This is a genomic window from Halopiger aswanensis (assembly GCF_003610195.1).
GTDB lineage: Archaea > Halobacteriota > Halobacteria > Halobacteriales > Natrialbaceae > Halopiger > Halopiger aswanensis.
In genome coordinates this window covers 794,622-812,795 of sequence record NZ_RAPO01000003.1, presented here as the reverse complement: position 1 = coordinate 812,795, position 18,174 = coordinate 794,622, and the positions used below count along the sequence as shown (strand labels likewise).

The following is an 18,174-nucleotide window of genomic DNA, read 5'->3' as shown; positions in this document are numbered from 1 at the left end:
CGTGGACCGGTCGGGCGTCACCGAACTACCAAGGCTCACATCAGATCCCATCTGTACGGAAGACCGCAGGGGTGGAATCCTCATCTCCTTCGGACGTATTCGTAATCCGCGGAGGGTACTTAACCCCTTCGGACCGCGGATCGCGAATCGTCCGAGATGACGACTCGAGTTGAACGGGTCGTCGATCACTGTTTCTTTGCAATCCATCCGAGTCCCCGGATACACTTAAGGGCAACGGATCGCAGCCACGCCGGAAATCGCAGCCGGCGTGGGATTGTGCGACCGTTTGTGATTGCCCGAAAGCGTATAAGGGCGACGGATGAGATTCCTGCCTCCGTGCCGGGTGTCGGCCGGAGGGGACGCGGCGGCGTGCGCCACGTCGTTCGCATTAGTACCGAAGACCGGGTTGATACATAAGGCCGTCGAACCAGAACCGTCTCGGAACCCGCTACCATGCCACGGTTTTCCACCAGCCAGTCACTGAGCCTACACTAATAAACACCGGACTCGAGGAGCTGCCGACGGTCGCAGACTGTCGTAGTGGCGCAGGAATATCACGCGGGCGGAGGCCGGCCAGTCATCCCGTCCTCGCAGACGCGGTCGGACCGGATGATACCCGCGTGGGTCCCACTCGAGCGCGTACGCGCAAGAAAGTTCGGTTTGGTGCTGGTAGGGGAGTTTAGTCCCGGAGGTCCGGAAGTCGTTACCGACGGCGTGTGGGAAGCGCAGTGGCGACCGGGGAACGAACACGTTCGGAAATCGGAGCGCTATCGGCCCGGAGCGCCGATGCGCATCGATGCGAATAAACCACGTGCGTCGTAACGGTCGTACGAATGGTCCGGGACCCGATCGCCTCGGAGTCGACGCCGTCGGCGGAGGAGATCTGCGCTGCGCTTGACGATCCCGACTGTCGAGAAATCATCCGAAATCTCGAGGAGCCGATGACGGCGTCGGAGTTGACGAACCGATGCGAGATCCCGCAATCGACGCTGTATCGGAAACTCGAGTTGCTGACCGAATCGACGCTGCTCGAGGAATCGACCGAAATCAGGCGTGATGGTCACCACGCGAGTAAGTACTCGATCGCGTTCGAGGAGATCACGCTCTCGCTGGACGAGGAGCGGCGGCTCACGGTCCAGATCGATCGGCCGGCGCGGACGGCGGACGAACGGCTCGCCGAGTTGTGGTCGGAGGTGCGAAAGGAAACATGATGGGAGAATCAACGGTCGAAATCGCAGTCGCCCTGGCGGTCGTCAAGACGATCATACTCGTCGTCGGGGGAATCATTACGTATTTCGCGTTCAAGGCGTATCGGCGGACGAGACAGCGGGCGCTCGGGTACCTTGCGGTCGGATTCGGGCTTGTGACGCTCGGGTTCGTCCTCGCGGGGATGTTCGACCTGCTCCTCAACGTCGAATTGGCGATGGGAGTGCTCCTCGAGAGTCTGCTCGTGCTCGCGGGCTTTCTCGTGATCGCGTACTCGTTGTACGTCCAGTAGCGGTCGTCTTCTCGAGCCGTATTTCGGATACCGCAGTGAAATCACGATTCACCGCGAACAGCGCCGGGCCGGACGCGTTCGAAGCGCCGAGTACCAACGGGGAGTAAAAGACTGAACGGAACGACGGGATGCAGTTACCCGTCGTAGCCGGCGTCGTCCATGACCGCGGCGAACTCGTCGGTGTCCATGGCGTCCTCGTAGACGATGGCGGTCGCCATGCCGCCGGGGTAGGCGCCGTCGGTGGTGACGTGGTCGACCTTGTGGCAGTGGACGGGGTAGATTCCCGGTTCGGAGTCGGCTTCGAACTCGAGAGTGACCCGTTCAGCCGGGGCGATGCCGACGACGTCCTCCTGGTACCGAGCGGCCTCGGGAATCGGACTGCCGTCCTTCTCGACGACGGTGAAGCGGTGGCCGTGGGTGTGGAACGCGTGCTGTTCGTAGCCCGCGTTGACGACGTGGACCCGCACGGTGTCGCCGGCGCCGACCACGAGCGGCGAGCCGAGTTCGGGATTGAATGTCGTGGGGGCGCTCCGGCCGTTGACGGTGTAGCGGTTCGGAGAGCGGTCGCCGGCGTTGTAGTCGCCGTCGCCGCCGGCTTCTCGTTCGTGGAGGCGGCTGTCCCACTCCCGGAGCGTCAGGAAGTACTCCTGATCTGGCGGGGTGTAGCCCGCAGGGTCGACCCGGAGGATGCCGTACATCCCCATGTCCAGGTGGTTGTGGGTCTGGACGTGGCAGTGATAGAAGTGCGTCCCGGGAACGTCGCCCTCGAGTTCGTAGGTGTGGCTCTCCCCGGGCTGGACGTCGGTCCGGGTCGAGATCGGGGCGCCGTCGTCGCTCCACGACTTGCCGACCGCGTGGACGTGGACGGTGTGCGGGCGGTCGTGCTCAGAGTTCTCGAAGGTGAGTTCGAACGTTTCCCCCTCCTGCATACGGTAGATCGGACCGGGGACGCTCGGCTCGAGGTCGTCGGCCTGCCAGGCCCAGACCTCGGGGAGTTCCACGGGCCCGCCCTTTGCCTCGTCGGTGACGAGCTGGTGGCGCGCGGGGACGGTCCGGAGCGTCGACTGGTGGTTCTGTTCAGCGAGGTCGACGATCTGTGGCGGTGCGGTGTACTCGTAGTCGGTCAGCGGCGCGTCCTCGTCGGAACCGTCGTCGGTGCTGTCGGATTCCGGTCCGTCACTACCGGCAGCGTCGCCGCTCGAGAGGGTAGAGAGACAGCCCGCGAGCGAGCCGAGGGCGCCCGCACCCGCGATCGAGAGGACGGTTCGGCGTCGCATCCCGGAAGAGGAGGTGTTAGACGTCATTGTCACACTCAACGAGAAGAACCGCCTACTGAAGGGGTAGTACCCTATTTCTCAGGGGGTGGGAACTCGAGCACCCGTGCGAGCGTCGTGGGCGAGAATTCGAAACCGGGTGAGACCGGAGAGGCAGACGTATGGACGGCGAATCGGTGGGGGCCGATCAGCGATTGAGCGTGTGAATCGCGCGACCGAGCGCGTTCTCCGCGGCTTCCATCACCGACTCGGAGAGGGTCGGATGGGCGTGGACCGTCGAGGCGACGTCCTCGAGCGTCGCGCCGAGTTCGACTGCGAGCCCGAGTTCGCCGATGAGTTCGGACGCTTCCGGGCCGACGACGGACGCGCCGAGCAGATAGCCCTCGTCGGATTCGGCGACGATCTTGACGAAGCCGTCGCTCTCGCCGGTCGTCAGCGCGCGACCGCTGGCGCGGAAGGGGAACACGCCGGTAACGGGGTCGAACCCGGCTTCCGCTGCATCGGATTCGGTCATACCGACGGTCGCGATTTCGGGATCGGTGAAGACGACGGCTGGCATCGCCTGGTGGTCGATCGCCGCGGGTTCGCCGGCGATGACCGCGGCGGCGACCTGTCCCTCCGCGCTGCCCTTGTGGGCGAGCATCGGCTCGCCGGCGACGTCGCCGACGGCGAAGATGTGGTCGACGTTCGTTCGGGCCTGCGAGTCGGTGTCGATGAAGCCGCGGTCGTCGGTCTCGACGCCCGCCTCGGCGAGGGCGAGCGTATCGGAAACGGGTTCTCGTCCGACCGCGACGAGCACCTTCTCGGCGTCGAGCTCGAGGGGTTCGGCTTCGGCGTCCGTGTCTGCGTCCGTCTCACCGGCTGCAGCGCCGCCGTCGGCGGCGGCCCGATCCGCCGGCTCGGCGACGACCCGAATCCCGTCGCCGTCGGCTCGCTCGTGCCACTCCGAGGCCGTGTAGCCGAACTCGAACTCGATACCCAGCTCCTCGGCCCGCTGTTTGACGGGGCGCTTGAGGTCGTCGTCGTAGCCGGGGAGGATCGAGTCGAGCATCTCGATCACCGTCACGTCGGTCCCCAGCTTGGCGAAGACGCTGGCCAGTTCCATCCCGATGTAGCCGGCGCCAACGACGACCATCGAGTCGGGAACCGACTCGAGCGCGAGGGCCTGCCTCGAGTTCAGGACGGGCTCGTCGCCGTACTCGAAGTTCGGAATCTCGATCGGCCGCGAGCCGGTCGCGACGATGGCGTGTTCGAACTCGAGGGTCTCCGAGCCCTGGCCCTCGCCGCTGTGGGAGACGCGGACGGTGGTCTCGTCGACGAAGGTAGCGGTGCCCTCGAGCAGGTTGACGCCGTTTGCCTTACAGAGTTTCTCGACGCCGCCGGTGAGTTGGTCGACGACGTCGTCCTTCCAGCCGACCATGCCCGCGAGGTCGATCGCGGGGTCGGCGTGGATGCCCATCTCCTCGGCGTGGCGGGCCTCGTGGGCGATGTCGGTCGCGGTGATCAGCGCCTTCGAGGGGATACAACCGTAGTTCAGGCAGGTCCCCCCGTAGGCGTCCTTCTCGACGAGGGTGACGTCCAGATCGAGCTGGCCGGCGCGGATCGCGGCGACGTAGCCCGCAGGGCCGGCGCCGATAACCAGGACGTCCGTGCCGGTGGTGACGTCTCCGACGACCATCAGTGCGGTCCTCCGTGCGGTTCGAGTGTGGGTTCGGTGGTAGCGGTGACTGGTTCCATGATATATCCTCTCGTAGGCTTACTCGAGCAATAGTAGCTGGGGATTCTCGAGGTACTCCATGACGGTGTTCGTAAACCGAGCGGCGATCGCGCCGTCGATCAGCCGGTGGTCGAACGACAGCGACAGCGTCAGCACGGATCGCGGTTCGATCGACTCCTCGCCATTCTGCTCGACGACGCGAGGTCGACGCTTGATCTCGCCGATCGCGAGGATCCCCGCCTCGGGGTAGTTGATGATCGGCGTGGCGTACTCGCCGCCGATCGCGCCGACGTTGGTGATCGTAAACGTCGAGCCCCGCAGTTCGCCGGGGCTAATCGACCGCTCGCGGGCCTTCTGCACGAGTTCGTTCATCTCCGAGGACAGCTGTAAGAGGCCCTTCTCGTCGGCGTCCTCGAGGACGGGAACCATCAATCCGACGTCGGTCGCCGTCGCGACGCCGATGTTGTAGTAGTCGCGGTAGACGATCTCGTCGTTCTCCTCGTCGATGACCGCGTTCATCTCGGGGTACTCCTGCAGGGCCGCGACGACCGCCTTCATGATGAACGGCATGTAGGTCAGCCGGATGCCCCGCTCCTCGGCGCGGGGCTTGAGTTCCTCGCGGGCCTCGACGAGTTCCGTCACGTCGACCTCGTCGTGGTGGGTGACGTGGGGCGCGCTGTACTTCGACTCGACCATCGCCTCGGCGATGCGCTTGCGGACGCCGCGGAACGGCTCGCGGCGCTCGCGCTCGCCCTCGGCGAACTGGGTGCCTTTCGTCCCGCCAGTTTCGCCGGTCCCACCGGCCTCGAGCGCCTCGCGATCCGCTGCTTCCTGCGCTCGCTGCTGTGCCTCGGCGTACTCCCGGACGGCCTCTGGCGTGACGAACGCCTCGCCGTCCCGCTGCTCGACCGCGGGGACGGCGTCGATGTCGACGCCCGCCTCCTGGGCGATCCGGCGGGTTGCGGGCGCCGCGAGCGTGCGGTCGCGGTCGGCCGACTCGACCGTCGACGGCGTCTCGGGAGTCGATGCACTCGAGGGCGTCTCCGTTTCGGCAGCCGCCGCGACGGATTCGCTTGCGGTTGCGGTACCGTCGGTCGCACTCGTCGAATCGTCCGTCTCCGCTTCGGCCGTTCCCTCCGTCGACTCGACCTGGGCAGCGCCCTCGAGCGACCCGCCGCGAACGGCAGCCTCTACGTCGGCCGTCGTGATCCGACCGCCGGGGCCGGACCCCTCGAGTCGCGCGAGGTCGATGCCCTCCTCCCGGGCCAGCCGGCGGACTCGCGGCGGCGCGAAGATGCGGTCCTCGGGCGTGGCCGGCGTCTCGGCCTCGTCGATATCGGCGGGCTCAGCCCCGGGGCTGCCGGCTTCACCGGATGCGGTCGTGTCGGCACCGTCGGCCGTCTCGGATTCCGCGGGTTCGGCCTCAGGTTCGGTCTCCGCTGCTTCGCCTACTTCGCCCTCGACGTCGAACGAGATGATCACCGTTCCGACGTCGACGACCTCGCCCGCCTCGACGTGTAGCTCACGGACTGTCCCGTTGACCGGCGCAGGAACCTCGACGAGCGCCTTGTCCGTCTCGACTTCGGCAACTGGCTGATCCTCGCTGACCTCGTCGCCTTCCTCGACTAACCACGAGACCAGTTCGCCCTCCGCGACTCCTTCGCCGACGTCCGGAAGTTGGAATTCGCGTACCATGTTAGAACTCCACCGCGTTCCGAATCCCGTCCTCGATGCGTGCCGCCTCCGGGAGGTAGTAGTCCTCGAGGGCGTACAGCGGGAACGGGGTATCGAAGCCCGTGATACGTTCCACCGGCGCTTCCTGATACAGTAGTGCTTCCTCCTGCAGGGTGGCGACGAGTTCCGCGCCCAGCCCGCCCGTCTTGGGCGCCTCGTGGACGACCGCGGCGCGGCCGGTCTTCTCGAAGGACTCGACGATGGTCGCCTCGTCCAGCGGCGAGAGGGTCCGCAGGTCGACCACTTCGACGTCGATCTCGTCCGCGAGGTTCTCGGCGGCCTCGAGCGTCGGCCTGGTCATCGCGCCCCACGTGTAGACGGATATGTCCGACCCCTCGCGGCGGACGGCCGCCTCGCCGAGGGGGACCTCGTAGGACTCCGTGGGGACTTCTTCGCGGAACGCCCGGTAGATGAGCTTCGGCTCGAGGAAGATCACCGGGTCGGGCGAGCGGATCGCGCTCGTCAGCAGCCCCTTCGCGTCGGCGGGCGTCGAGGGAATCGCGACCTTCAGACCGGGCTGGTGGACGAACATCGCCTCGGTCGACTCGGAGTGGTGTTCGGGCGCGCGGATACCGCCGCCGTAGGGGGCACGGACCACCATCGGACACGTGTATCGCCCGCGTGAGCGCGTCCGCAGGCGCGCGGCGTGGGAGACGATCTGGTCGAATCCCGGATAGATAAAGCCCATGAACTGGATTTCGGGGACCGGCCGCATCCCGTAGGTGGCCATGCCGATCGCGGTACCGATGATCCCCGACTCCGCGAGCGGCGTGTCGATAACCCGGTTCTCGCCGAACTCGTCGTACAGCCCCTCCGTCGCGCGGAAGACGCCGCCGTTCTTCCCGACGTCCTCGCCCATGACGACGACGTCCTCGTCGCGGGCCATTTCAGTGTAGAGGCCGTCCCGAACCGCCTGTACCAGGGTGAGGTTTTCCGATTCGCCGGTCGCCTGTACGTCCGCGTCTGATTCCGGTTGTGTCGCCATAGTACGTTAGCCCTCCAGCAGCGCGTCGTCGCCGTGTCGGTCGCGGATCGATTCGAAGTACTCGAGTTGCCGCTGCAGCCGCTTGGGCATCCCCTCGTAGACGTGCGCGAAGATCTCCTCCGGCTCCGGTCGCTCGACCGACTCCGCGCCCTCGATGGCGTCGGCCACCTCCTCGCGGATCCGCTCGTCGATCGCGTCGACGCGTTCGTCGTCGAGCAGTCCGTTATTCCGGAGGAACGTCTCGAGGCGCGGGATCGGATCCTTTCGCTTCCAGCGCTCGACTTCGTCGTCCTCGCGGTAGACCGAGGGGTCGTCGGCGGTGGTGTGGGCGCCGAACCGGTACTGGACGGCCTCGATGAGCGTCGGTCGCAGTTCGTCCTCGTCGGGATCCTTCGTCTTCTCGACGGCGTCGCGAGTGACCTTGTAGACCGCGAGCGGGTCCATGCCGTCGACCTGCACCCCCTCGAAGCCGTAGGCCGTCGCCTTCTGCGCTAAGGTAGCGCTTGCGGTCTGGCGCTCCCGCGGCACCGAGATCGCCCACTGGTTGTTGTTACAGAAGAAGACGTTCGGCGTGTCGAAGACGCCGGCGAAGTTCAGTCCCTCGTGGAAGTCGCCCTCGGAGGTCGCGCCGTCGCCGAAGTAACAGATGAACGTCTTCTCCTCGTCCTTGAGCTTCGAGGCCCACGCGGCGCCGGTCGCGTGAGGAATCTGGGTCGCGATCGGCACGGCGACCGAGAACATGTTGACGTCCTCCGGAACGTAGTTGCCCTGCTCGTGGCCCATCCAGTAGAGGAGGGTCCGCTCGAGCGAGAGGCCCCGAACGAGGCCGACGGCGTGCTCCCGGTAGCTGGGGAAGACCCAGTCGTCCTCGTCTAAGGCGTGGGCGCTGCCAACCTGTGCGGCTTCCTGTCCCGACAGCGGAGGATAGGTGCCCATCCGTCCCTGTCGCTGCAGGCTCACCGCCCGCTCGTCGAAGTGACGAGCCAGCCGCATCTGCTCGTACATCTCGAGGAGTTCGTCGTCGGCGAGCTCGGGGACTTCAGCACCCTCGCGGACCCGCCCGTCCTCGTCGAGTACCTGTACTCGATCGCGGGCGTCGCGTTGGATCGTACTCACGGGTGAACCCACCTGTGCATACCGTAACGAACTATCGCTCGGGATAAAGGAGTTTCCCAAAATAGCTTACTTTCGGTGAGATTCTTGCCAGTCCGTCGTCGCATACCGAGCATATTCGTCAACATCCGCCCGTCAATGGTCAAAAACCAACACTCTCGTCCGGGCACCGATCGCGACGTCGCTATCGGCTGTGTCGTACTCGTCACTGCGAGAGTCAGTGCGAAGGCCGCCAGTACGTTTATAATCCGATTGTTTCATGCGGAAAACATGGTAGCGATACTCGCCATCAGCGGTGTGCTCCTTCTGACGATCGCGGGAGCGGTGTACGACGGCCTGCAAACGGTCGAGGAAGGCGAACTGAAAGCGCTCCTCGTGTTCGGCGAGATGGAAGCCGTCCTCGAGCCGGGGCTCAGTTTCGTCCCGCCGTTCGTCTCGAAGACGTACCCGATCGACCCGCAGACGATGACGATCGACACGGACGACGACCGAATCGCCGTTCCCGCCGAGTTCGAATCAGCCGTTCAAGCGGCGACCGAGCGGTGAGACCGTTCAGTCCTGCGTCGGTCGCGCTGCTTCGCGAGCGTCTTCGACGCTCTTGCCCTCGCGGAGAACGGCGTCGACGAATAGCTCACCTGCCTTGTAGGACGAGCGGACCATCGGGCCGCTGGCACAGTAGAGGAAGCCCAGTTCCTCCTCGGCGACGCGGCGCCAGGTCTCGTACTTGTCCGGATGGTCGTAGCGTTTCACCTCGAGGTGGTTCCGCGAGGGCCGGAGGTACTGCCCGAGCGTGACGATATCGACGCCCCGTTCCCGGCAGTCCGCGAGCGTCCGGTAGACCTCGTGGTCGTACTCGCCGTGGCCGAGCATGATCGACGTCTTCGTGTAGATGTCGGATTCGCGATCGACTTGCTCGAGCACCGACAGCGACTGTTCGTAGCCGGCCCGGCGATCGCGAACGGGGTACTGCAGGCGCTCGACGGTCTCGACGTTGTGCGCGATGACGTCCGGCTCGGCGTCGATGATCTTTCGGACGAGCCGCTGTTCGCCCTGAAAGTCGGGGATGAGGACTTCGACGAGGATGCCGGGATGGCGGGCCTTGATCTCGCGGATCGTCTCGGCGAAGTGGCCCGCGCCCTGATCCGGCAGGTCGTCCCGGTCGACGGAGGTGAGCACGACGTAATCCAGTCCGATTTCGGCGACCGCCTCGGCGACGTTTTCGGGTTCGTCGGGATCGAGCGGCTCCATCCCGCCGGTCTCGACGTCGCAGAAGTTGCAGGCTCGAGAGCAGCGATCGCCCATCAGCATGAACGTCGCGGTGCCGCCCTCGCCGTCGCCCGTTCCTGCACCGCCCGACCAGCACTCGCCGAGGTTGGGACAGTTCGCCTCCTCGCAGACGGTGTGGAGGTTTCGGTCGCGCAGCGTCTCCCGGATGTCGGTAAACTCCCGGCCCGACGGCGGCCGCATCTTCAACCAGTCGGGCTTTCGAGCGCTGCTCATGCGTACAGGGACGGCGCCGGGAGGGAAAAGTCATTCTGGTGGACCACCCCTCCCGGCGAGGATTGAGTTGGGGAAAACATTTATTTTTATTACTAATCACCAATGGGGGTAGATGTTGGCGCTCGAGCGCGATGAGATCACGAACGGGCCGATTCCGCGGACGCTCGCGCTGTTAGCGCTGCCGCTTCTCGTCCAGAATCTCGTGCAGGTGCTCCAGCAGGTGATCGATACGCTCTGGCTCGGGCGCCACAGCCTCGAGGCGGTCGCCGCGGTCGGAATCAACTTTCCGCTGACCGGCCTGCTCGCGGCCGTCGCGATCGGCGTCGGCGTCGGGACGCAGGTGCTGGTCTCCCAGCGCGTAGGCGCCGACGAACTCGCTGCCGGGCGCCGGGCCGCGTTCAACGGTACCGTCCTCGGTCTCGTCGTCGGCGCAGGGACCGGCCTCGCGACGTGGGCCGTCGCGCGCGACGTCGTCGCGCTCTTCGGCGCGGGCGCGGTCGTCACCGAGTACGCCGCCGCCTACCTCGCGGTCTACGGGCTCGTCTTCGCCGTCGCCGCCGCGAGCGAGGCCCTCGAGGCGGGCTTTATCGGCTGGGGCGATACGCGTGCGGCGCTGTACATCAACGCCGTCGCCGTCGCGGTCAACGTCGTCGTCGACCCGTTCCTGATATTCGGTTGGTGGCTCGCCCCCGAGCTCGGCGTCGCCGGCGCCGCGGCGGCGACGGGGATCGGCTACGGCTGCGGACTCGTCGTCGGGCTCGCGATGGCGCTTCGCGGTCGCGGCGAGTTCGTTCTCTCGCGGGACGCCCGGACGCTCGAGGGCGCCGACTGGCGGGAGATTATCGACATCGGCTGGCCGAACGGCGGGCAACACGTCTCGAGTCAGTCCGCGCGCGTCGGGATGATCTGGCTCGTCGTGCTCGTCGGCGACGCCGTGGGACTGGCCGCGTTTACGATCGGCGCGCGCGTCTCGACCATCGCCTTCGTGCCGGCGATGGGGCTCCAGCAGGCCGCACAGAGCATGATCGGCCAGAGCCTCGGCGCGGCGTTGCCCGAGCGGGCGCGCCGGACGACCTGGATCGGGGTCGCCATCGCGAGCGGCGGGCTCTGTCTCGTCGGCGCGCTCCAGTGGCTGGTTCCCGAACCGCTCGCGGTGCTTTTCGTCCCCGACGCGACCGCCGCCGAACTCGCGGTTGCCACCGAGTACCTGCAGATTCTCGCGTACGGTTACTGGGCGATCGGCGCGACCTACCTGCTGCAGGCCGGTTTCAACGGGGCTCGCCGGACGCGAACCAGCCTCGTCGCGACGCTGGTGCAGTACTGGCTCGTCCGACTGCCGATCGCCGCTGCGGCCGCACTCGTCCTCGGAACGGACGTGACGGGCGTCTTCTGGGCCGTTACCCTGTCGAACATCGCAGCGGCGATCGGGCTCGGCTGGTACTACTGGTACGAGACCTCGGGCGGGATGAACGCCCGCGCCGCGGACGCCGCGTCTGCGGGGGCGGTACAGTAATGGCAGCCGCACGCGATGTCGGATGGCAGCCGCACGCGATGTCGGGACCGAGACCGGCGCTCGAGCCGGGACGGGCCGCTCGGGCGACTCGGACCAACAGGAGGCCAACGCGTGACGAATTCGAATCGAACCGACGACCGCGGCGGGAGCAGCGACACCGACGTGAAGGACCTCGTTCGACGCCACTGGAACGGGCGCGCGGCGACGTTCGACGACGCGAGCCACCACGGCATCCACGACGCCGAGCAGCGCGAACGGTGGCTGTCGGTGCTCCGGGAGTGGACCGGCGCCGGCAGTGACGCCGCTGGCGACCCGCGGGACCGTCGCGCCCGCGTCCTCGACGTCGGCTGTGGCACCGGCGTCATCTCGCTGCTGCTTTCGGAACTGGGCCACGACGTCACGGGCGTCGACTTCGCCCCCGAAATGCTCGAGCGCGCCCGGGCGAAAGCCAGCGCGGCCGACCGCTCGATCGCGTTCTGCCGCGGGGACGCGGAGACGCTCCCGCTGCCCGACGACGCGTTCGAGTTGGTCACGGCTCGCCACCTCGTCTGGACGCTCCCGAACCCCGAGGCGGCGCTGGCCGAGTGGCGACGCGTCCTCGAGCCCGGCGGCCGCGTCGCGTTGCTCGAGGGGTACTGGGACCACGACGAGCCGTGGGACGAGTACGAAGCCGTCCACGGGGACCTGCCGCTGTACGACGGTCGGCCGGTCGACGAGCTCCGCGGGGAACTCGAGCGGGCGGGCTACCGGGATCTCGAGCACGAGCCGCTGTCGGATCCGGTGCTGTGGGGACGGGAGCCCCGCCACGAGTACTACGTTCTCGCCGGAACGGTTCCCGAGTGAGACCGCTGTTCGGTTCGGACTGCGTTCTCGAATCCACCTCGAGCACTGCTCGACTGCGACCTGGGTCTCACTGCTGGGTGCGGGCCAGAAGGGGTTCCCTACCGCGATAGCTTTACGGTGACGAGCGGAATACGACGGCCAAACCGATGGCCCGCTCGACGCCCGACTGGCTCCATCTCACGGCCGACGAAGCCGTCGTCTGGGAGAGTCGTCCCCACCCGATCACGATGGGTGCCGGAGTGCCGATCGCCGTCCTGGTCGCCGTCGTCGGCACGGCGCTCATCATTATGGACCTTACAAGCACCGACGGCGCGGGGCTCACCGCGCTGCTCGGCGCCCTCCTCGGCCTCGGCGGTGCCGGCGTCGCGCTCGTCCGCTACGCCGTCTGGACGAACACCCGCTACGTGATCACCTCCGAGGAACTGTACAAGAAACGCGGCATCGTCTCGCGAGACGTCACTCAGTTTCGGATCGACCGCATCCAGAACACGACCCTCGAGCAGGACATGCTCGGGCGGCTGCTGGGGTACGGCGACCTGACGATCTACACCGCGGGCTCGGGCGACCCCGAACTCACCTTCGAGCGCACGCCCCGCCCCGAGCGGGCCAACGGCGCTCTCAACGACCAACTCGGGGAACTGGTCGAGACGAAGCGAACGCAGCGACGGCAGCCGACCTGAGCCGGCTGGCGTCCCGACGGTCGGGTTCAACTCGCCGCCCGACCGGCCCCCGGTCGCGAGCGGCCGGGAAGGAAACGCCTTTGACCCGACGCTCCCCGTATCCGTGTGATGGAGGTCGCCGAGGTTCTCCCCGAATTCGCCGACGCTTTTGCCTTCGAGGAGTTCAACCGGATGCAACGCGAGGCGCTGCCCGCACTGCTGGAAAGCGACGAAAACGTGGTCGCGAGCGCGCCGACGGCGTCGGGCAAGACCGCCCTCGCGGAGCTGGCGATCTGTAAGGCCCTGGCCGACGGCGGCACCGCGCTCTTTATCGCGCCGCTGCGGGCCCTGACCAACGAGAAGGAGGACGACTGGGACCGCTTCGAAAATCTCGACTACTCGGTGTACGTCGTCACGGGGGAACGGGACCTGAATCCGCGCCGCGCGCGCCGCGCGGACATCCTCGTGATGACCCCCGAGAAACTCGACTCGGCGACCCGCAAACACGACTCCCGGCGCTACGACTTCGTCACCGACGTCGACGTCTGCGTCATCGACGAGGTGCACCTGCTCGACGCCGACCGGCGCGGCTCGGTGCTCGAGGTCACGATCTCCCGCCTGCGCCGCCTCTGTGACCCTCGCGTCGTCGCGCTGTCGGCGACGATGCCCAACGTGGACGACGTGGCGGCGTGGCTCGACGCCCCCGACGAAACCACGTTCGAGTTCGGCGAGGAGTACCGCCCCGTCGACCTCAACGCGGGCGTCAAGACCTACACGCACGGCGAGAACTCCTTCGCGGACAAGTACCGCCGACTCTATCGCGCGCTCGATCTGGCGGAACCGCACCTCCGCGAGGACGGCCAGGCGCTCGTGTTCGTCTCCTCGAGGCAGGACACCGTCCGCGCGGCCGAGAAGGCCCGCGACGAGATCGCCGAGCGCGACGTTCCGATCGGCGCTCGCGGCGACTACGATTTCCACACCGAATCGAAGGAACTCGAGAACGACAAACTCCGGAAATCCGTTCTCGACGGCGTGGCCTTCCACCACGCCGGGCTCTCGAAGAACGACCGGGACCTCGTCGAGGCGTGGTTCAAGGAGGGCCACGTCGAACTCCTCTTTTCGACGTCGACGCTGGCCTGGGGCGTGAACCTCCCCGCCCGCTGCGTGGTCATCCGCGACACGAAACTCCACGACCCGCTCGAGGGCGAGGTGGACATGAGCCCCTTAGACGTGCTCCAGATGCTCGGGCGCGCGGGGCGGCCGGGGTACGACGACGTCGGCTACGGCTGGGTCGTCTGCGATACCGCCGACGCGGACAAGTACCGCCGACTGCTGCGCGACGGCAAGGAGATCGAGTCCCGGCTGGCCGAGAGCCTCGAGACCCACCTCAACGCCGAGATCGCGATGGGGACGATCACCGATCTCGACGACGTGATGGACTGGCTCGAGACGACCTTCTACTACGTGCGCGGCCAGTCCAAACCCGAGGCGTACGACTTCCCGAACCTCCGCGAGCGCGTGCGGGACTGCCTCGAAGAGTTGGTCGATCGGGGCTTCGTCGAGACCGGCGAGGACCTCTCGATCGAGGCGACGCCGCGGGGCGTGTTAGCGTCCAAGTACTACCTGCGCCTCGAGACGGCCGCGAAGTTCGCGGACCTCTGTGATCGGGTCGAAGCCGGCAAGGAACTCGAGACCGACGACATCCTCGAGGCGGTCGCGACCGCCGGCGAGTTCGAGTCGGTCTCGGCCCGCCAGGACGAACGCGACGCGATCGACGCGGTGCTCGTGGGCCAGGAGTACGGCGACCTCGAGGCCGGCCAGCGGAAGGTGCTGGCGATCCTCCGGAGCGCGGCCAGCGGCACGACGCCCGCGGAACTGGCCAGCGACGCCTGGGTCATCCGGCGCAACGCGACGCGACTCGTCTCCGCGCTGGGCGCCTTCCTCGATCGGTTCGTCGGTCCCCACGCCGCCAACCTCGCGCGGCAAGCCGAGGCCCGCATCGAGAACGGCGTCTCGGCGGACGCCGTGGGCCTGACCGCCATCGACGGCGTCGGCCCCGGCCGCGCGAGCAAGTTAGCGAAGGAGGGGCTGTCGACGCCGGGCGACGTCGTCGACGCCGGAATCGACGGTCTGATCGACGCCGGTCTCTCGGAGGGCGTCGCCGAGCGCGTCTACGAGGGCGCCCAGTCGCTGCCCTCGGTCGAGATCGACTGGGGCGACTTCCCCGACGCGATCGCCGCCGGCGAGAACGAGGTTTGCGAAGTCACCGTTCGGAACGTCGGCGAACCCGCGCGGGCCGGTATCCGGGTGACCGTCAACGGCCGCGAGATGACGAGCGCGAACTCCTACCTGCGCGACGTTGACACCGTCCCCGTCGGCGTCTTCGGCGCGGAGACGGAGGAACTCGAGTATACTGTCAGCGTCGCCTTCCCCGAGGAGCCGCTGCTTCCGGTCGAGGAGACGCGGACGGTCCGCGTCGAATAGGCCCGCTATCTATAGGAGTCGAGTCGACACCGCGAGAGAAGAGTACCGAACGACCTTATTCCGTCAACTCGAGCACCGTCTCCCGCAGTTCGGCGGGCGAGTCGACGATCTCGTCGGCCGGCGAGAGGTCGAGATCGCCGTGGGCGTCGATCCGGTAGGCGACGACGACGGCGCCGGCGCGCGCGCCGGCCTCGACGCCGTTTTCGGAATCCTCGACGACGATACACTCCTCGGCGGGCGCGCCGACCTCGCTCGCGGCGTACTCGAAGACGTCGGGTTCCGGCTTCCCCGCCGCGTCGATATCCTCGGCGCTGATGACGTGATCGAACGAGCCCTCGAGCTCGAACCGCTCGAGGACGATGCTGATCCACTCATGCGGTGAGGACGAGACGAGCGCGCGTTCGACGCCGCGTGCGTCCAGTTCGGCGAGGAGGTCGTGGAGGCCGTCGAGGGCCTCGACGTGTTCGCGGTAGATCTCGCGGGCGGTCTCCTCGAAGCGGTCCTCGAACGCCTCGCGGGAGATGGCGGTTCCGTACTCGGCCTCGAGGTAGTCGTAGGTCTCGCGGTAGTTCATGCCGGTCACTTCGGCGACGTCGACGTCCGCGTCGGGGACGGCGGCGGGAAGGATATCGTCGGCTTCGAACTCGGTCCAGTAATCTTCGCTGTTGACGAGCACGCCGTCCATGTCGAATAACACTGCCTGCATGTCTCGGTCGTGGATCGGGCTACCCGACGGATCCATATAGCCGTTTGGCCGACGGCCCCTAGCGCCGATTACGCGATGCCGATCAGTTCGAGGTCGTCCGGAACGTCCGGATCGTATCCCGTCGGCCCTCCGTCGCGTCGACCTCGGTAAAGCCGCGGTCGGTGAAAATCGCGTTCCAGTCGCGGTAGTAAAGCGGGAACTCGTCGTTGACGTAGTTCACGTCAGGATCGTTCGACGCTGCACGGTCGGGAGACCGGTCCGGACGGGAATCGGACGCCGACGCCGAGTCCGAATCCGAATCGGGATTGGGATCGGGACCGGAATCGGAATCACCCTCGTTCTCCGCCGTAATGAGTAACTCTCCCGTGATGCGCGACAGTTCGTCGAAGACCCACGTCGCGTCCGGGTGAAGATGCTGGAGCGTCTCGACGGAGTAGACCGCGTCGAACTGGTCGTCCTCGAAGTCGGCCACAGCGTCCTCGATCGCGTCCAGATAGAACGTTCCGTCGGCGGCGAGGTCGGGATACGCGTCTTCCATCACGTCGAACGCGTCCGCGTTCACCTCGAGGCCGGCGAGGGTCTCGAACCCGTGGGCGTGGAGGTGAGAGAGGTGGCGACCCGAACTGCAGCCGAGCTCGAGGACGGTCGCGTCCTGCCCGCGGTCGAGGTGGCGCTCGAGCCGGCGGCGAATACACTCGCTCGTCTCGTCGGGGCCGTAGTAGGCGTAGTACTCCGGCGAAAACTCCCCGGCGCGGTGTTTCCACTGCCGCCGAACATCGGAAGAATCCATACGTAACAGGCGGCGCGGAGACGTAAAGCTCCGTTGCAGCCCGAGACGGGCTGCAACGAACGGTGGTTCGATCGGCTATCGGCGGCAGAATTCGTGGTTCCGCGAAAGGACGGGGTCGTTTCGACGGATCGAAAGCTATCTCCGGAATAACTGGTGGTTTATGGATATTCGTCGACCCGAATGAAGATATAGAATACGTTCGGATACAGATGCAGTATTTTAGAAAACGAATGCGGAACACTTAACCGTGTAACGGGGTTTCGTTTAGTCGCAATGGCAAACGGTAAGGTCGACTTCTTTAACGACACAGGCGGCTACGGTTTCATCGCGACTGAGGACTCCGACGACGACGTATTCTTCCACATGGAAGACGTTGGCGGCGAGGATCTGACGGAAGGAACCGAGATCGAATTCGATATCGAACAGGCCCCCAAGGGCCCCCGCGCGACGAACGTCGTTCGCGCGTAATACGGTTCACGGCGTCGTCGGAAGACGATAGCGTGTAACTCGTTTCTACTATTGACTACACCCGGAGAGTTGCAACCTCGAGCGAGATCGAGACGGCGGGGTGCGACGGTTGCTGACGAAATCGCCGAGTAGCGACGCTCGAGTTAGCCGAAGACGCTCCCGCGGCGCTCGTGGTTCATTTCTTCAGCGACGGCCGCGGCGATCTCCTCGCCGAACTCCCGCTCGACGACCCACAGCGCCAGATCGATCCCCGACGTGACGCCGCCGGCGGTCAGCACGTCGCCGTCGTCGACGACCCGTTCGTCGACCACGTTCGCCGCCGATTCTTCGAGGTCCGCGACCGCGTCCTGGTGGGTGGTTGCGGGCCGGCCCTCCAGCAGCCCCGCCTCGGCTAAGATCATCGCGCCGGTACAGACCGAGGCGACGGTCGCGCCCGCTGTGTAGCAGTCGTCGACGGCGCCGGGCAGGACGCCGTCCTCGACGGCCGCCCTGACCCCCTCGTTCGCCGTCGTCCAGCCGCCGCCGGGGACGATCAGCAGATCCGGTTCGCCCAGCGTGCCGTCCGGTTCAACTCGGAGGTCGTGACTCGCCGTGACGAGATCGGTCTCCTCGAGCGTCACCAGTTGGACGTCCAGCGATGCGCCGGCGTGGGCGGCGTTCTCGAGGACCTCGTAGGGGCCGATCGCGTCGAGTTCGTCGAAGCCGTCGAAGAGCACGATTTCGGCTGTGGTGTCGACCATATCGGCGGATCGACCGCGGGCGGGAAAGCGGTTTCCTTGCAGGAGAGGCCGACGCGTCGCGAGATCGGTAAGAGAGCGAAACCGCACGACAGCGGCCCGAATTTTGAACGGAGTTGCGATCGACTCCGCACGGAATCGAACCGACGTACA

General features: G+C 66.5%; 17 protein-coding genes. 8 read left to right on the top strand and 9 right to left on the bottom strand.

Translation table 11 applies throughout. The annotated features are described in order from the left end of the window. The first annotated feature begins 833 nt into the window (after positions 1-833). Together ATJ93_RS17925 and ATJ93_RS17920 are read left to right on the top strand one after the other, a co-directional pair. Positions 834-1,211 carry a winged helix-turn-helix domain-containing protein gene (locus ATJ93_RS17925; protein WP_120246006.1) on the top strand — a complete coding sequence of 126 codons (378 nt, stop codon included), beginning with the start codon at positions 834-836 and terminating at the stop codon, positions 1,209-1,211. Continuing rightward, entirely contained in the window at positions 1,208-1,498 is a 291-nt protein-coding gene (locus tag ATJ93_RS17920; RefSeq protein WP_120246005.1) for a DUF7521 family protein, read from the top strand. Before ATJ93_RS17925 ends, ATJ93_RS17920 begins: the two co-directional genes overlap by 4 nt. A gap of 134 nt (positions 1,499-1,632) precedes the next feature. Here ATJ93_RS17920 and ATJ93_RS17915 read toward each other — a convergent pair whose 3' ends face one another. The 5 genes from ATJ93_RS17915 to pdhA form a co-directional block, all read right to left on the bottom strand. Further along, positions 1,633-2,802 carry a multicopper oxidase domain-containing protein gene (locus ATJ93_RS17915; protein WP_211334082.1) on the bottom strand — a complete coding sequence of 390 codons (1,170 nt, stop codon included), beginning with the start codon at positions 2,800-2,802 and terminating at the stop codon, positions 1,633-1,635. 157 nt (positions 2,803-2,959) lie between these two features. Then, on the bottom strand, positions 2,960-4,450 hold the full coding sequence (lpdA, locus tag ATJ93_RS17910) for a dihydrolipoyl dehydrogenase (protein WP_120246004.1): 1,491 nt from the start codon (positions 4,448-4,450) through the stop codon (positions 2,960-2,962). 78 nt (positions 4,451-4,528) lie between these two features. Continuing rightward, positions 4,529-6,184: a dihydrolipoamide acetyltransferase family protein gene (locus ATJ93_RS17905; RefSeq protein ID WP_120246003.1), complete on the bottom strand. Its 1,656-nt coding sequence runs from the start codon at positions 6,182-6,184 to the stop codon at positions 4,529-4,531. Between the two features lies 1 nt (position 6,185). Beyond that, positions 6,186-7,208: an alpha-ketoacid dehydrogenase subunit beta gene (locus ATJ93_RS17900; protein WP_120246002.1), complete on the bottom strand. Its 1,023-nt coding sequence runs from the start codon at positions 7,206-7,208 to the stop codon at positions 6,186-6,188. A 6-nt stretch (positions 7,209-7,214) separates the two neighbouring features. Further along, a complete protein-coding gene (pdhA, locus tag ATJ93_RS17895; RefSeq protein ID WP_120246001.1) occupies positions 7,215-8,324 on the bottom strand; it encodes a pyruvate dehydrogenase (acetyl-transferring) E1 component subunit alpha in 1,110 nt (369 codons plus the stop codon). A 267-nt stretch (positions 8,325-8,591) separates the two neighbouring features. Between pdhA and ATJ93_RS17890 the strand changes: the two genes are divergently transcribed. Next, positions 8,592-8,867, top strand: coding sequence for an SPFH domain-containing protein (locus ATJ93_RS17890; protein WP_170155602.1), 276 nt, complete (start codon positions 8,592-8,594; stop codon positions 8,865-8,867). Positions 8,868-8,873: 6 nt separating this feature from the next. Here the strand turns inward: ATJ93_RS17890 and lipA are convergent, their stop codons facing one another. Further along, entirely contained in the window at positions 8,874-9,821 is a 948-nt protein-coding gene (gene lipA / locus ATJ93_RS17885; protein WP_120245999.1) for a lipoyl synthase, read from the bottom strand. Positions 9,822-9,933: 112 nt separating this feature from the next. Here lipA and ATJ93_RS17880 point away from each other — a divergent pair, with 112 nt between their 5' ends. The 4 genes from ATJ93_RS17880 to ATJ93_RS17865 all read left to right on the top strand — a co-directional run bounded on the left by ATJ93_RS17880 (position 9,934) and on the right by ATJ93_RS17865 (position 15,320). Continuing rightward, the gene (locus tag ATJ93_RS17880) at positions 9,934-11,334 is read left to right on the top strand and encodes an MATE family efflux transporter (protein ID WP_120245998.1); all 1,401 of its coding nucleotides are present in this window, start codon (positions 9,934-9,936) and stop codon (positions 11,332-11,334) included. Positions 11,335-11,445: 111 nt separating this feature from the next. Further along, positions 11,446-12,177 (top strand): class I SAM-dependent methyltransferase, encoded by a 732-nt coding sequence (locus ATJ93_RS17875; protein WP_245977648.1) that lies wholly within the window; start codon positions 11,446-11,448, stop codon positions 12,175-12,177. A 146-nt stretch (positions 12,178-12,323) separates the two neighbouring features. Next, entirely contained in the window at positions 12,324-12,857 is a 534-nt protein-coding gene (locus ATJ93_RS17870) for a PH domain-containing protein (protein ID WP_120245996.1), read from the top strand. A gap of 108 nt (positions 12,858-12,965) precedes the next feature. Further along, positions 12,966-15,320, top strand: coding sequence for a DEAD/DEAH box helicase (locus ATJ93_RS17865; protein ID WP_120245995.1), 2,355 nt, complete (start codon positions 12,966-12,968; stop codon positions 15,318-15,320). A 55-nt stretch (positions 15,321-15,375) separates the two neighbouring features. On the opposite strand, the gene ATJ93_RS17860 is transcribed toward ATJ93_RS17865, so the two are convergent. Next, positions 15,376-16,026 (bottom strand): HAD family hydrolase, encoded by a 651-nt coding sequence (locus ATJ93_RS17860; protein WP_120246056.1) that lies wholly within the window; start codon positions 16,024-16,026, stop codon positions 15,376-15,378. A gap of 82 nt (positions 16,027-16,108) precedes the next feature. Continuing rightward, positions 16,109-16,816 carry a class I SAM-dependent methyltransferase gene (locus ATJ93_RS17855; RefSeq protein ID WP_120245994.1) on the bottom strand — a complete coding sequence of 236 codons (708 nt, stop codon included), beginning with the start codon at positions 16,814-16,816 and terminating at the stop codon, positions 16,109-16,111. 273 nt (positions 16,817-17,089) lie between these two features. On the opposite strand from ATJ93_RS17855, the gene ATJ93_RS17850 reads away from it, so the two are divergent. Beyond that, positions 17,090-17,284, top strand: coding sequence for a cold-shock protein (locus ATJ93_RS17850; protein ID WP_113275558.1), 195 nt, complete (start codon positions 17,090-17,092; stop codon positions 17,282-17,284). A 143-nt stretch (positions 17,285-17,427) separates the two neighbouring features. Here ATJ93_RS17850 and ATJ93_RS17845 read toward each other — a convergent pair whose 3' ends face one another. Continuing rightward, on the bottom strand, positions 17,428-18,024 hold the full coding sequence (locus ATJ93_RS17845; RefSeq protein WP_120245993.1) for a DJ-1/PfpI family protein: 597 nt from the start codon (positions 18,022-18,024) through the stop codon (positions 17,428-17,430). Between the last annotated feature and the right edge of the window lie 150 nt (positions 18,025-18,174).

What these genes read in the sequence shown, in the direction of transcription:
- ATJ93_RS17925 (WP_120246006.1), top strand. Translation starts at nt 834, where the DNA reads ATGGTCCGGGACCCGATCGCCTCGGAGTCGACGCCGTCGGCGGAGGAG.
- ATJ93_RS17920 (WP_120246005.1), top strand. Translation starts at nt 1,208, where the DNA reads ATGATGGGAGAATCAACGGTCGAAATCGCAGTCGCCCTGGCGGTCGTC.
- ATJ93_RS17915 (WP_211334082.1), bottom strand. Translation starts at nt 2,802, where the DNA reads ATGACGTCTAACACCTCCTCTTCCGGGATGCGACGCCGAACCGTCCTC.
- lpdA (WP_120246004.1), bottom strand. Translation starts at nt 4,450, where the DNA reads ATGGTCGTCGGAGACGTCACCACCGGCACGGACGTCCTGGTTATCGGC.
- ATJ93_RS17905 (WP_120246003.1), bottom strand. Translation starts at nt 6,184, where the DNA reads ATGGTACGCGAATTCCAACTTCCGGACGTCGGCGAAGGAGTCGCGGAG.
- ATJ93_RS17900 (WP_120246002.1), bottom strand. Translation starts at nt 7,208, where the DNA reads ATGGCGACACAACCGGAATCAGACGCGGACGTACAGGCGACCGGCGAA.
- ATJ93_RS17890 (WP_170155602.1), top strand. Translation starts at nt 8,592, where the DNA reads ATGGTAGCGATACTCGCCATCAGCGGTGTGCTCCTTCTGACGATCGCG.
- lipA (WP_120245999.1), bottom strand. Translation starts at nt 9,821, where the DNA reads ATGAGCAGCGCTCGAAAGCCCGACTGGTTGAAGATGCGGCCGCCGTCG.
- ATJ93_RS17880 (WP_120245998.1), top strand. Translation starts at nt 9,934, where the DNA reads ATGTTGGCGCTCGAGCGCGATGAGATCACGAACGGGCCGATTCCGCGG.
- ATJ93_RS17870 (WP_120245996.1), top strand. Translation starts at nt 12,324, where the DNA reads ATGGCCCGCTCGACGCCCGACTGGCTCCATCTCACGGCCGACGAAGCC.
- ATJ93_RS17865 (WP_120245995.1), top strand. Translation starts at nt 12,966, where the DNA reads ATGGAGGTCGCCGAGGTTCTCCCCGAATTCGCCGACGCTTTTGCCTTC.
- ATJ93_RS17860 (WP_120246056.1), bottom strand. Translation starts at nt 16,026, where the DNA reads ATGCAGGCAGTGTTATTCGACATGGACGGCGTGCTCGTCAACAGCGAA.
- ATJ93_RS17855 (WP_120245994.1), bottom strand. Translation starts at nt 16,816, where the DNA reads ATGGATTCTTCCGATGTTCGGCGGCAGTGGAAACACCGCGCCGGGGAG.
- ATJ93_RS17850 (WP_113275558.1), top strand. Translation starts at nt 17,090, where the DNA reads ATGGCAAACGGTAAGGTCGACTTCTTTAACGACACAGGCGGCTACGGT.
- ATJ93_RS17845 (WP_120245993.1), bottom strand. Translation starts at nt 18,024, where the DNA reads ATGGTCGACACCACAGCCGAAATCGTGCTCTTCGACGGCTTCGACGAA.